The 12,836-nt window shown below is 74.3% G+C and carries 13 protein-coding genes; 6 read left to right on the top strand and 7 right to left on the bottom strand.

All coding sequences use genetic code 11. The features are described from left to right. Window positions 1-1,401: an NAD(P)/FAD-dependent oxidoreductase gene (locus tag WQO_RS15425; RefSeq protein WP_010056731.1), complete on the bottom strand. Its 1,401-nt coding sequence runs from the start codon at window positions 1,399-1,401 to the stop codon at window positions 1-3. A 148-nt stretch (window positions 1,402-1,549) separates the two neighbouring features. On the opposite strand from WQO_RS15425, the gene WQO_RS15420 reads away from it, so the two are divergent. Continuing rightward, entirely contained in the window at window positions 1,550-2,473 is a 924-nt protein-coding gene (locus tag WQO_RS15420) for an aminoglycoside phosphotransferase family protein (RefSeq protein ID WP_382796553.1), read from the top strand. 30 nt (window positions 2,474-2,503) lie between these two features. Further along, window positions 2,504-2,992: a GNAT family N-acetyltransferase gene (locus tag WQO_RS15415; protein WP_010056734.1), complete on the top strand. Its 489-nt coding sequence runs from the start codon at window positions 2,504-2,506 to the stop codon at window positions 2,990-2,992. Here the strand turns inward: WQO_RS15415 and WQO_RS15410 are convergent. The 3 genes from WQO_RS15410 to WQO_RS15400 all read right to left on the bottom strand — a co-directional run bounded on the left by WQO_RS15410 (window position 2,989) and on the right by WQO_RS15400 (window position 6,372). Next, on the bottom strand, window positions 2,989-3,945 hold the full coding sequence (locus WQO_RS15410) for an IS481 family transposase (protein ID WP_058953910.1): 957 nt from the start codon (window positions 3,943-3,945) through the stop codon (window positions 2,989-2,991). The two genes, WQO_RS15415 and WQO_RS15410, sit on opposite strands and share 4 nt — an antisense overlap. Window positions 3,946-4,085: 140 nt before the next feature. Continuing rightward, window positions 4,086-5,087, bottom strand: coding sequence for a zinc-binding dehydrogenase (locus tag WQO_RS15405; RefSeq protein WP_010063671.1), 1,002 nt, complete (start codon window positions 5,085-5,087; stop codon window positions 4,086-4,088). 73 nt (window positions 5,088-5,160) lie between these two features. Further along, on the bottom strand, window positions 5,161-6,372 hold the full coding sequence (locus tag WQO_RS15400; RefSeq protein WP_010063673.1) for an NAD(P)-binding protein: 1,212 nt from the start codon (window positions 6,370-6,372) through the stop codon (window positions 5,161-5,163). Window positions 6,373-6,474: 102 nt separating this feature from the next. On the opposite strand from WQO_RS15400, the gene WQO_RS15395 reads away from it, so the two are divergent. Beyond that, on the top strand, window positions 6,475-7,158 hold the full coding sequence (locus WQO_RS15395; protein WP_193407197.1) for a pentapeptide repeat-containing protein: 684 nt from the start codon (window positions 6,475-6,477) through the stop codon (window positions 7,156-7,158). 22 nt (window positions 7,159-7,180) lie between these two features. On the opposite strand, the gene WQO_RS15390 is transcribed toward WQO_RS15395, so the two are convergent. From WQO_RS15390 to WQO_RS15380, 3 genes are all read right to left on the bottom strand, one after another. Further along, entirely contained in the window at window positions 7,181-7,678 is a 498-nt protein-coding gene (locus WQO_RS15390; RefSeq protein WP_010063675.1) for a hypothetical protein, read from the bottom strand. 233 nt (window positions 7,679-7,911) lie between these two features. Then, on the bottom strand, window positions 7,912-8,592 hold the full coding sequence (locus WQO_RS15385; RefSeq protein WP_010063676.1) for a response regulator: 681 nt from the start codon (window positions 8,590-8,592) through the stop codon (window positions 7,912-7,914). After that, window positions 8,589-10,091 carry a sensor histidine kinase gene (locus WQO_RS15380; RefSeq protein WP_058953997.1) on the bottom strand — a complete coding sequence of 501 codons (1,503 nt, stop codon included), beginning with the start codon at window positions 10,089-10,091 and terminating at the stop codon, window positions 8,589-8,591. The genes WQO_RS15385 and WQO_RS15380 overlap by 4 nt, the downstream gene beginning before the upstream one ends. A gap of 243 nt (window positions 10,092-10,334) precedes the next feature. Here WQO_RS15380 and WQO_RS15375 point away from each other — a divergent pair, with 243 nt between their 5' ends. From WQO_RS15375 to WQO_RS15365, 3 genes are read left to right on the top strand one after another with little or no spacing between them, the layout of a single operon-like run. Next, window positions 10,335-10,892, top strand: coding sequence for a GlcG/HbpS family heme-binding protein (locus WQO_RS15375; protein WP_010063678.1), 558 nt, complete (start codon window positions 10,335-10,337; stop codon window positions 10,890-10,892). A 45-nt stretch (window positions 10,893-10,937) separates the two neighbouring features. Then, window positions 10,938-11,534 (top strand): ankyrin repeat domain-containing protein, encoded by a 597-nt coding sequence (locus WQO_RS15370; protein ID WP_010063679.1) that lies wholly within the window; start codon window positions 10,938-10,940, stop codon window positions 11,532-11,534. Then, window positions 11,531-12,796, top strand: a complete 1,266-nt coding sequence (locus tag WQO_RS15365; RefSeq protein ID WP_010063681.1) for a YncE family protein — start codon at window positions 11,531-11,533, stop codon at window positions 12,794-12,796. The genes WQO_RS15370 and WQO_RS15365 overlap by 4 nt, the downstream gene beginning before the upstream one ends. Window positions 12,797-12,836: the final 40 nt, after the last annotated feature.

The raw sequence follows: 12,836 nt of genomic DNA, 5'->3' as shown, positions 1-12,836 counted from the left end.
TCAGTGGCGGCCCGCGATCCGGTCCGCCGCCTTCGCGATGGGGTCGGTCCCGGGGCGCGGCGAGGTTGTCTCGCGGCGGTCGGCGGCGCGGTAGGCCGCGTACATGCCGTGGACGCCGAGCCAGCGGAAGGGTTCGGGCTCCCAGCGGCGGACCTTGTGGTTCACCCACGGCAGGGCGGTGAGCTCGGTGGGCCCCGCCTGGCCGGAGTCCTGCTGGATCAGGTCGCGCAGGGTGCGGGCGGCGAGGTTGGCGGTGGCGACGCCCGAGCCGACGTAACCGCCCGCGTATCCGAGGCCCGTGGAGCGGTCGAGCGTGACGGTGGCGCACCAGTCGCGCGGCACACCGAGGACGCCCGACCAGGCGTGGTCGACGTGGACGCCCGCCGTGACGGGGAAGAGCCGGACCATGAGCTCGCGCAGGGCGGTGACGGTGGAGGCCTGGGTGCGGCCGTCGTTGTCGGTGGCCGAGCCGAAGCGGTACGGGTAGCCGCGGCCGCCGAGCGCGATGCGGTCGTCGGCGGTGCGCTGGGCGTAGAAGTAGGCGTGGGCCATGTCGCCGAGGGTCTCGCGGCCCTCCCAGCCGATCGCGTCCCAGATCCGGGCGGGCAGCGGCTCGGTGACGATCATGGAGGAGTTCATCGGGAGCCAGGTGCGCTTCTGGCCCTTGAGGCTCGCGGTGAAGCCCTCGGTGCAGCGCAGGACGTACGGGGCGCGGACCGTGCCGTACGGGGTGACGGCGTGCTTCGGCTTGATCTCGGTGACCGGGGTCGACTCGTGGAGGGTGACTCCGAGCGCCTCCACGGCGTCCGCGAGGCCCTTGACCAGCTTCGCCGGGTGCAGCCGGGCGCCGTGCGGGGTCCAGGTGGAGCCGACGGCCCCGGTCACATGGACGCGCTCGGCGGTCTCGCGCGCTCCGCGCAGGATCCGGTCGGTCTCCCCGAAGGCGATCTCGACGCTGTGGAAGTCCTTGAGGCGGGCGAGCTGGGCCGGGGTGTGGGCCACCTCCAGGACGCCGCCCTGGTGGATGTCCGCGTCGATCTTCTCCTCGGCGGCGGTCCTGACGACCTCGCCGACGGTCTCGTTCATCGCCTTCTGGAGCCGTACGGCGGCCTCGTGGCCGTGCAGCTTGGCGTACCGGTCGCGGCCCGCGATGCCGTTGTACAGCCAGCCGCCGTTACGGCCGGAGGCCCCGTAACCGCAGAACTTGGCCTCCAGGACGGTGATGTTGAGGAAGGGGACGGCCTTCTTCAGGTAGTACGCCGTCCAGAGGCCGGTGTAGCCGCCGCCGACGATGCAGACGTCGACGCTCGTGTCGCCGGGGAGCGGTTCGCGCGGGGCGGGGGTCCCCTCCTGCGCGTACCAGAACGATATGCCGCCGACGACGGTACTGACGGTGCTCATGATGCCCCTGGTGTCCCTGTCCGGTGAGATGCCGAGCGTACGTGTGGCGGGACGTTACTGCGCGCGGGGCCGTTTCGTCTCCTCGCCCTTTCCGGTCCCCTTCCGGTCCCCGAAAATCACTCCTTCCCGAGACCTGCGCCTCCCTAGGATCGGTCGCGTGATCGAGATCCCGCCCGAGTTGGCCGCCACCCAGTCCGCCTTCAACGGAGCGGCCGGGCGGGCCTTCGTCGCCGGGCTGCCGGACCTCGCCGCGCGGCTGCTGGAGCGGTGGGGGCTGCGGCCGGACGGCCCGTCGATGTACGGGATGTGCGCCCTGGTCCTGCCGGTGGTGCGGGAGGCGGACGGGCGGCCCGCCGCGTTGAAGCTCCAGATGGTGGACGAGGAGACGGCGGGCGAACCGGTCGCCCTGCGGGCCTGGTCGGCGGCGGGAGCGGGGGCGGTAAAGCTGCTCGGCCACGACCCGGAGAGCGGTGCGCTGCTGCTGGAACGGCTCGACGAGCGGCGGCCGTTGTCCGGCGAGGCCGATGTGCGGGAGGCGGTGAAGGTCCTCGGCTCGGTGCTGGCCCGGCTGGTGGCGGTGCCCGCGCCCGAGGGGCTGCGCACGCTGGGCGGGGTGGCGGAGCGGATGCTCGCGGAGGCGCCGGAGCGGGTGGGCCTGCTGGCCGACGCGGCGGACCGGCGGCTGCTCGCCGACTGCGCGGCGGCGGTACGGGAGGTCGCGGGCGAGCCGGGGGACCGGCTGCTGCACTGGGACCTGCACTACGACAACATCCTGGCCGGGCGCGCGGACGCGGGGCGGTCGGGGGAGTGGATCGCCCTCGACCCGAAGCCGCTGGCGGGGGACCCGGGCTTCGAGCTGTTCCCGGCGCTGGACAACCTCTTCGACGCGGACGAGGTGGTGTGGCGGTTCGACGCGTTGACCGAGGCCCTGGGCCTGGAGCGGGACCGGGAGCGGGCGCGGGCCTGGACGCTGGGCCGGGTGCTCCAGAACGGGCTGTGGGGGGCCGAGGAGGGGGAGGTCCGGCTCGCCCCCGACCACGCGGAGATCGCGCGGCGGCTGCTGGGGCGGTGAGAGGGGCGGCGGGCTGTCTACGCTGCGCCCATGATTCGTATCGCCACCCCCGACGACATTCCCGTCCTGCACGCCCTCGTGCGTGAACTCGCCGCGTACGAGAAGGCCCTCGACGAGGTCGTCGCCTCCGAGGCGCAGTTGGCCGAGGCCCTGTTCGGCGACCGGCCCGCCGCGTACGCGCATGTGGCGGCGGCCGACGACGGCAGCGGCGAGGTCATCGGGTTCGCCCTGAGGTTCCTCAACTTCTCCACCTGGCGCGGTGTGCACGGCATCTACCTGGAGGACCTGTACGTCCGCCCCGAGCGGCGCGGCGGCGGCCACGGCAAGGCGCTGCTGGCGGAGCTGGCACGGATCTGTGTGGAGCGCGGGTACGAGCGGCTGGAGTGGTCGGTGCTCGACTGGAACGCCCCGTCCATCGCGTTCTACGAGTCGCTGGGCGCCCGGCCGCAGGACGAGTGGACGGTGTACCGGCTGACGGACGGGGCGTTGGCGAGCCTCGGGGGTGGCGGCACCCCCTAGGTGTGCTGTTCGGAGAGGTTGGTGCCGCGGCTGGCGGGTGTTTGGCCGCCGATGCCGGTGTGGGGTCGGTGGTAGTTGTACCAGTGCAGCCAGTGGGTGAACGCTTCCCTGCGTTCGTGGTCTGAGGTGTAGGGCTTCTGGTAGGCCCATTCGTCGAGCAGGGTGCGGTGGAAGCGTTCGACCTTGCCGTTGGTCTGGGGTCGCCAGGGCCTGGTCCAGCGGGGGCTGATGTCCAGGTCGCGGCAGGTGTTTCGCCAGGTGTTCTTGCTGTAGGCCCAGGCGTTGTCGGTCAGGACCCGTTCGATCCGGATGCCCAGGGACGCGAAGTGGGCCGTGGCCCGGACGAGGAAGCCTGCGCAGGTCGGGGCGGTCTCGTCGGGCAGGTCCTCGGTATAGGCGATGCGGGTGTGGTCGTCGAGGGCGGTGTGCAGGTAGGCCCAGCCGGCGCCGTTGGTCCGGCTGCGGTGGCCGTCGGCCCGGCCGAGAGTCCTGTGGCCGCCGCCGTCGGGGATCCGGCCGAGCTTCTTGACGTCGATGTGGACCAGTTCGCCGGGTCGGGCGCGTTCGTAGCGGCGGACGGGCTCGCCGGTGGCCCGGTCCAGGGCGGCCAGTGGCGGCAGGCCGTGCCGGACCAGGATGCGGTGGGCGGTCGAGGCGGCGATGTTGCATCGGGCGGCCAGTCGTAGCGGCCCGATCCGGTGCTCGCGTCGCAGCCGGAGTACCTGTTCCTCGACGGTGACCGTGGTCCTGCGGGGCTGGTGGTGCGGGCGGCTGGAGCGGTCGCTCATTCCGGTGACGCCGAGCTGCCGGTAGCGGCTCGCCCAGCGGGCGGCGGTGGTGTGGCTGACCTGGAAACGCTCGGCCGCCCGCCGTACGGGCCATCCGTCCTCGACGACGCAGCGGGCCAGGCGGAGTCTCCCGGTCTCGGTCAGCGGGGCATTACGGTGGACCACGAGGGCCTCCTGATCTCGGTGGAGATGTCGCAATCCACACCGAACCCGGAGGCCCTCACCCATATCAAGAACCCAGCACGCGTGTCACCAACGTCCCGGGACTACACACCTAGGGGGTGTCTTGCCGAGGCCCCGGGCCGTTACGGCTCCAGGACCACCTTGCCCATCGTGCCCCGGGTCTCCAGCGCGCGGTGTGCGGCGGCGGCCTCGGCGAGCGGGAAGCGCTGGACGGCGGGGCGCAGCCGGCCGGCCGCCGCCTCGGCGAGGGCGCGGGTCTCCAGGGCGCGCAGGCCGCCTCCCCGCTCGATCATCTTCGGCCCGAGGACGGACGTGGACGTGATGGAGCGTTCGGCCAGTTCGGCGGCGGTGAAGGTGAGGGGTTCCCCGTCGCGGAGCCCCTCGCCGGACCAGCCGTAGACGACGTGCTGCCCGCCGGGGCCGAGGAGACCGACGGCGGCGCGGGCGGTGGTCCCGCCGACGGAGTCGTAGACGACGGTGGCCCGCAGACCGGCCGCGTCGAGATACTCCCTGGCCCGGAGCGGCCAGTCGGGGCGGGTGTAGTCGAGGGCGAGGCCGGCCCCGTTCCCCGTCGCCCGCGCCACCTTCGCCGGGCCCCCGGCCAGGGCGATCACGGTGGCGCCCGCGTTCTTGGCGTACTGGACGATCAGTGTGCCGATGCCGCCCGCCGCCGCGGTGACGACGACCACGGAGTCCGGGCCGAGCGGGGTGAACCCGAGGATGCCGAGGGTGGTGCGGCCGGTGCCGATCATGGCGACGGCCGCGGCGGCGTCGAGCTCCTCGGGGATCTCGTGGAGCCGGTCGGCCCCGGTGACGGCGAGTTCGGCGTACCCGCCGGGCGCCGTGCCGAGGTGGGCGACGACGTGCTTGCCGAGCCATCCGGGGTCCGTGCCCTCGCCCACCGACTCGACGGTCCCGGCGACCTCGCGGCCGGGGACGGTGGGCAGGGCGACGGGGGCCGGGAAAGGGCCCGCCTCCCCTTCCCGCAGGACCGTGTCCAGCAGGTGCACACCGGCCGCGGCCACGGCGATACGGACCTGGCCGGGGCCGGGCACGTGATCCTCGGCCCGCTCGTACACCAGGTTCTCGGCGGGGCCGAAGGTGTGAAGGCGTACGACGTGCATGAAGGGCTCCCCGGGGTCGTGGTCCTGGCGGTCCGGCCCACCGCCGGGGCGGGCCGTGCCCCACCCTCGTACCTCAGGTTTGGTTGAGGTCAACCCCGGATCCGGAACGCAGTCCGGCGGCCTGCACGGCGAGCATCGCGGCTTCGAGGCCGCTGGTGAAGGAGACCTCGCTGAGGAGTCCGGGGGCGGCGACCTGGTCGCCCGCCAGGAAGACGCCGTCGCCCCGGACCACGGAGGGCCGGTCCCGCCAGGTGGTGCCGGGGCGGTCGACGGCTCCGGTGCGGCCGTCGGCGAGGGCCTCCGCGCGCCAGGTGGTGCGCTCCCGCCAGCCGGGGAAGCCGAGGCCGAGGAGGGCCTCGGCGCGGGCGACGCCCTCCGCCCGCCGGGCGTCGGGGCCGATCGCGAACTGGCCCTGGAGCAGCTGTTCGCCGGCCGGGGCGAGCGAGGGGTCCTGGGCGGTGAACCGCTCCAGCCAGCCGGGCGCGTCCAGGTCCGACACGATGAACGCGTCGCCGCGCCGGGTGCGTACCGCCAGGTCCACCAGGACGGTGCGGCCGCTCTCCCAGGTGAGGGAGGCGTCGTCGAGCAGGGAGCGGGCGGAGTCGAGGGAGGTGGCGACGATCACCGGACCGGTACGGGCCAGCTCGCCGAGCGTCCGGGTGTCGACGCGGGCGCCCGTCTCGACCACGACCCCGAGCCCCCGGGCGTGCGCGGCCATCCGCTCGACGAGCCGGGCCCAGCCGCCGACCGGGTAACGGGCCTCGGGCGGGAGCGAGGTCAGCCGTCGGAAGCGCTCCTGGACGAACCGTGCCGAGAGCGCGCCGGGGTCGTGGTGGAAGAGCGCGGCGGCGGCGAAGTTCGCGGCGGCCCGGGCCCCCTCCTCGCCGACCTGACCGGTGGCCCACTCCCGGAAGGTGCCGTCCACCGGGGCGGTGCGGGGGTCCCGGCGGGAGAGCCTCAGCAGGGCGGCGGGCGGCAGCGCGCGGAGGGCTCCCGCCCGCCGGAAGCGGAAGCGGAGCCCGTCGAGGGGCGGTACGGAGACGACGGGGCCGAGCAGATCCCGCCGGGCCAGCCAGGTGCCGAACGGCCCGCGGTGGTACACGGCGTGCGGCCCCTCGTTGGTGCGGTACGGGCCCTCCGCCGTCCTGGCCCGGCCGCCGAGGCCGCGGTGGCCTTCGTGCACGGTGACGCGCGCACCGGATTCGGCGGCGGTGATCGCGGCGGTGAGTCCGGCGAGGCCGCCGCCGACGACGTGGATGTGTCCCGGGTTTCCCATGAGTCCCATGGCTGGATCTCCTTCGCTTCTTTGATGATGCGACGGATCGGGGGCGGCGGCCCGTGACATCGGCGGCGGGGCGTTGTCAGTGGTGTGCGTCACGATGGGGGCATGGCAGCGAGCGGCAGGAAGAAGAGCACCACGGGCGTGACGGCGGCGCGGCGTCCGGAGGTGCGGCTGCCCCCGCTCGTTCCGTGGGACGGGGACGGCCTGGAGCCCGACGGGGACTACGACGGGGTGCGGTTCGACGGGGTGGACCTGACGGACGCCTCGGGCCGGGGAGCCCGGTTCATGGACTGCGCCCTGGACGGCTGCGCCCTGGACCGGGCGGAGCTGGCGCGGGCCCGCTTCATCGACGCGGTGCTGACGGGCGTACGGGGCGTGGGCACGGACCTCTCGGAGGCGTCGCTGCGGGACGTGGAGGTGGTGGACGCCCGCCTGGGCGGGGTGCAGCTGCACGGTGCGGTGCTGGAGCGGGTGGTGGTGCGGGGCGGCAAGATCGACTACCTGAATCTCCGCAAGGCCCGGCTGAAGGACGTCGTCTTCGAGGGCTGCGTGCTGTCCGAGCCGGACTTCGGGGACGCGCACCTGGTCCGGGTCGAGTTCCGGGACTGCGTGCTGAAGCGGGCGGACTTCAGCAGCGCCCGCATGGAGTCGGTGGACCTGCGCACGGTGGCCGAGCTGGACATCGCCCGGGGCGTGGACCGGCTGGCGGGCGCGGTGATCACCCCGGTGCAGCTGATGGAGCTGGCTCCCGCGTTCGCGGCGCAGATCGGGGTGCGGGTGGAGGCGTGAGGGCGGCCGCCGTCCGCACGTCTCACATGCGGGGGAAGCGGGCCTGGAGGTCCCAGATCACGGGGTTGTCGGCGAGGCCGTCGTGCAGATCGGCCAGGTCGGCGATCAGGTCGTGCAGGAAGTCGCGGGCCTCGCGGCGCAGGAGGGAGTGGCTGAAGGTGAGCGGCGGCTCGTCGCCGGGCATCCAGTCCGCCTCGACGTCGACCCAGCCGAAGCGCCGCTCGAAGATCATGACGTCCGAGGACTCGGTGAAGTCCAGCTCCGCGTACTGCCGCCGGTGCGAGCGGTTGCCGCGCGGGTCCTGGTCGATCTGCTCGACGATGTCGCACAGCGCCCACGCGAAGTCGAGCACCGGCACCCATCCCCAGGCTGTGGACAGCTCGCGGTCCGCCTTCGTGTCCGCGAGGTAGACGTCGCCGGAGAACAGATCGTGCCGCAGCGCCCGGACGTCCGCGCGGCGGTAGTCGGTCTGCGGGGGATCGGGGAAGCGGCGGGAGAGGGAGTAGCCGATGTCGAGCACGGATCGATGGTGTCATGCCGGTTCGGGGCGGGCCGCCACGAACGGGTGAAGTGGTCGGGGTTTGCCGTACGCATATGCGGATGGGCCCCTGGCGTCCGGCTCATGGTCGGTTCGCCGCACGAGGGCTCAACGCACCGGGGCGGGTCCGGGAACCACCCCGGCCCGTGAGACGGAGGGCGGTGACCGCCGAGGCGGTGTTCGACGGCGGCTGACAGGGCAGGCAGACCCGGCGGCTATGGCAGCAGCCGCTGCTCCTTCGCCACCGACACCGCGCCCGCGCGGGTGTCGACGCCGAGCTTGTCGTAGATGCGGCCCAGGTGGGTCTTGACCGTGGCCTCGCTGATGAACAGGGCGCGGGCGATGTCCCGGTTGCCGAGGCCCTGGGAGAGCTGGGCCAGGATGTCGCGTTCACGGTCGGTGAGGCTGGGGCGGGGGCTGCGCATCCGGGCCATGACCCGGCTGGCGACGGGGGCGGAGAGCGTGGTGCGGCCCTGGGCGGCGGACCTAATCGCGGAGAACAGTTCCTCCGGGCGCTCCGCCTTCAGCAGATAGCCGGTCGCCCCCGCCTCGATGGCGCGGGTGATGTCGGCGTCGGTGTCGTACGTGGTCAGCACCAGGACGTGGACCGTGCCGTCGGCCGCGATGCGGCGGGTCGCCTCGACGCCGTCGATGCCCTCGCCGAGCTGGAGGTCCATGAGGACGACGTCCGGGGTGAGGCGGGCGGCGAGCACCACGGCCTCCTCGCCGCTGCCCGCCTCGCCGACGACCTCGATGTCCGGTTCGCTGCCGAGGAGCGCGAGCAGCCCGGCCCGGACGACCACGTGGTCGTCGCAGAGCAGGATGCGTACGGGGCCGGCGGGGCCGGGGGCCGGGTTTGCCCCGCCGGTCGTGCCGCCGGTCGTCTCGCCGGTCATGTGGGGTCCTCCGTGGTGGTGGGGAGCGGGACCGCGGTGAGCGGAACCTCGGCCGAGAGCACCGTGCCCTCGCCCGGCGCCGACTCGATGGTGAGCGTCCCGCCGAGCTGCCGCACCCGGGCCCGCATCGCCGGAAGCCCGTGGCCGCGTACGGTGCGGGCGCCGCGTACGCCCTCGGGCTCGGCGGTGAAGCCCCGGCCGTTGTCGCCGATGTCCAGGACCACCCGGTCGTCGAGGTGGGTCAGGGTCAGCCCGGCGGCACTCGCCCCGGAGTGCTCCCGCACATTGGCCAGGGCCCCCTGGGCGATGCGCAGCAGGGCCGACTGCACCCGGTCCGGCAGCGGGGCGTGCGGGGTGCCCTCCACATGGCAGTGGACGGTGAGCGCGCCCTCCGCCTGGGCGCTCTCACGGGCCGCCAGTGCGTGCAGGGCCGCCTCCAGGCCGCCGCCCTCCGCCAGATCGGCGGGGGCCAGGTCGTGGACGAAGCGGCGGGCCTCGGCGAGGTTGCGTTCGGCGATGCCCGTGGCCGTACGGACGTGGCGGCGGGCGGCGTCCGGGTCGGCGCTCCAGGTGCGGTCGGCGGCCTGGAGCAGCATCTGCTGGCTGGACAGGCCCTGCGCGAGGGTGTCGTGGATCTCCATGGAGAGCCGCTGGCGCTCGGCGAGGGTCCCCTCGCGCCGTTCGGTGGCGGCCAGTTCGCGCCGGGTCCGCAGCAGGTCGTCGATCAGCTCGCGCTGGCGTGCGGCCAGTTCCCGCTGGCGTACCGCCTGGCGCTGCATATGGACGAAGACCGCGGTCGCCACGGCGGCGACGGCGGGCGGGGCGAGGACCAGGTTCGGGTCGAACCCGTCGGCCAGGCGCAGTTGCGCGGCCACGACGAACACGGTGAGCAGGGCGACCAGCGCGAGGGCCGCGCGCGGCGGCAGGATCCGCAGTCCGGTGTAGAACAGCGGCACCGCGCACCACGCGAAACTCGGCGCCAGGACGACCAGCACCATCCAGACGACGACGAGCACCGCGAGCCAGGTGAGCCGGCGCGGGGTGGGGCGCGAGCCGAGGACGGGGCCGAGGAGATACAGCACCGCCAGGGTGATCGACAGGGCGATGATCCACGGGGTGCGGTCCTCGCCGGGGTGCCGCATCAGGAACCGGGTCAGCGAGGCGCCGAGCAGCAGGAAGAACGCGGCGTGCATGAGGAGGGCGAGCCAGCGGGCGTCGGGGTCGGACCCGGCGACTCCGGGGCCCTCGGCCGCGGACCCGGGGACCCCGGAGCCCTCGGCCGCGGACCTGGCGGATCCGGGGGTCTCGGCCCCGGTCCCGGGGGCCTCGGAGCCCTCGGCCGCGGACCTGGCGGTTCCGGAAGCTTCCGCCCCGGACCCGGGGATCTCGAAGGCTTCGGCCGCGGACCCGGACACCCTGGAGCCCCCGGCCGCAGCCCCGGATACCCCGGAGCCCTCGGCCGCCTCCGCGTCCGGCGAACCGCTGCGGTGCTCCACCACGTACCTCACGTTCCGTCGCTGACCTGCGTAAACCCCTCCATGGTGACCCGATCCGGCCACCCCCGCATCAACCGATCGGCTGACGGGGGCGTCGACCGTCCCGCCCGCCGCTTCCAGCCGGTACGCCGACCGTACGGGGCCGGTTCCGCCGGGAGGATCGATACCAGAGCGAAACGCCCGGACCATTCCGGGCCGCCTCGCACCCCTCGCCACCGGGCCGACCCGGATCACCAAGGAGCCACCATGAAGAAGCTGTCGCTGCGCACTCGTGTCGTCACCGGCGCCGTCGTCGTCGCCGCCCTCGGGGCCGGCACGTTCGGCGCGATGTCCGCGAGCGCCTCCTCCCCGGCGGCCGCCCCCGCCGCCGCGGTCAAGGCCGACACGAACAACCGCAACCTCCAGCAGACGACGCACCTGACCGTCGCCGCCGCCACCAAGGCCGCGCAGGCCACGCTGGACGCGGCGAAGAAGGAGAACCAGCGGATCTCCGTCGCGGTCGTCGACCGCAACGGCAACACCATCGTCTCCCTGCGCGGCGACGGCGCGGGCCCGCAGTCCCCCGAGTCCGCGGTGAAGAAGGCGTACACCGCCGTCTCCTGGAACGCCCCCACCTCCGAGCTGGTCAAGCGCCTGGAGCAGACCCCGAACCTGAAGGACATCCCCGGCACGCTGTTCCTCGGCGGCGGCGCCCCGGTCCAGGTCAAGGGCGCCCCGGTGGCGGGCATCGGCGTGGCCGGCGCGCCCGGCGGCGACCTCGACGAGAAGTTCGCCCAGGCGGGCGTCGCCTCGCTCGCCCGGTAGCCACCCGCGCGGTCCTCTCCGCACGACCGACGGAACGGAGTCCCCATGAACGCCCTCGATCACGACCTGCTCACCGCCGCACGCACCGGCGACACCGACCGCGTGCGCACCGCGATCGAGGGCGGCGCACGGGTCGACGTCCGCGACGAGGAGTTGCGTACGCCGCTGCTCCTCGCCGCCCTCGGCGACCACGTCGAGGCGGCCCGGCTGCTCGTGGCCGCCGGGGCCGACCCGAACGCCCAGGACCGGCGCGAGGACTCCCCGTGGCTGGCCACCGGGGTCACCGGCAGCGTCGCGATGCTGCACGTGCTGCTGCCGGCCGGCCCGGACCTGACCCTGTGCAACCGGTTCGGCGGTGTCTCCCTCATCCCGGCGAGCGAACGCGGCCATGTCGCGTACGTACGAGAGGTGCTGCGGGTCACCGACATCGACGTCGACCACGTCAACCGGCTCGGCTGGACCGCCCTGCTGGAGGCGGTGATCCTCGGCGAGGGCGGCCTCGCGCACCGGCAGGTCGTGGAGCTGCTGCTCGCGGCCGGGGCGAGCCCGGACCTGCCCGACGGCGACGGGGTGACCCCGCTCGCCCACGCCGAACGACGCGGCTTCGCCGAGCTGGCCGCCCAGCTGCGGGCCGCCGCATGACCGGCACCGGCGGCCCGCGCGCCGCATCCCGTGAGGCGTCCGGCCCCCGCGCCGCATCCCGTGAGGCGTCCGCCCCCCGCGCCGCCTTCCGCGAGGCGTCCGCCCCCCGGGTCCGCCACCTCGGCCTCGCCCTCGTCGCCGCCGGTCTCCTCGCCGGCTGCGCCACCGGCACCACGGAAGCGGACCCGGGCACCCCGGAGGCACCGTCCGCCGCGTCCGGCACCGTCGCGGCCCCCGACCCCTCCCGTGCCCCCGAGGGCCGCACCCCCGACGGCACCCTTCTCGTCGCCGATTTCGGCAGCGGCACCGTGACCTTCGTCGACCCCGGCCGGGGCGGTTCCGGGAAGGGCGGGGCGCCCATCGCCTCGGTGAAGGTCGGCACCGCGCCCTACGGACTCGTCGTCGGCGAGGACGGGCGAGCCTGGGTCGCCACCGCCGAGGGCGTCGCGGTCGTCGACACCGAGCAGCGGACCCGGATCGCGCTCATCCCGTACGCGACGGAGTCCGGCCCCGTCACCACCGGCGAGTACCGGGGCGGCGGCATGGGCATCGCCCTGGCCCCGGACGGCAGCCGCGTCTACGTCGGGGTCAACGTGCCCGGCGAGGACGGCGCGGTCGAGGTCATCGACACCGCGACCCGCGAGGTCACCGGCACCGCGCCGGTCGGCATGCGCCCCTTCGACGTGGACGTCTCACCGGACGGCCGCGAGGTGTACGCCACCGATCACGACTCCTTCGACGTGACGGCGGTCGACGCGGACACGTTGAAGACCCGCCGCATGGAGGTCGCCCCGTACGGCACGGAGGGCGGGCTCGGCTCCTGGCTGAAGCCGCACTACGCCGTCGTACGCCCCGCCGACGGCAGGCTGCTGCTGCCCTTCGAGGGGGAGCGGCTGGCCGTGCTCGACCCGCGCACCGGGAAGGTGACGATCGAGCGGATGACCGCCAACACCCACCAGCACGGCGCGGCACTCGCCCCCGACGGCACCCTTCTCGTGGTCGGCACCGGCCCGATCGGCTCGGACGACGAGGAGCCCTCGCTGACCGTCCGCGCCCCCGACGGCACGGAACGGGTCGTTCCGCTGGAGGGTCCGCACGAGGACGTGGCGGTGTCGGCGGACGGCCGCACGGCGTACGTCACCGGCGGCTTCACCCGCGACGGCTACTGGAACGGGATCACCGTCGTCGACCTGGACGACGAGAGGAGCGAGCCCGTCCGTCTGACGGCAGGCAACCGGCCCCTCGGTATCGCCGTCCTCTGAGCCGGGAGCCGCCCGCTCCTCCCCCGAGGCGGGCGGCTCC

The sequence above is a fragment of the Streptomyces globisporus C-1027 genome, assembly GCF_000261345.2.
GTDB classification, from domain to species: Bacteria; Actinomycetota; Actinomycetes; order Streptomycetales; family Streptomycetaceae; genus Streptomyces; species Streptomyces pakalii.
This window is presented reverse-complemented; position numbering and strand designations above follow the sequence as displayed.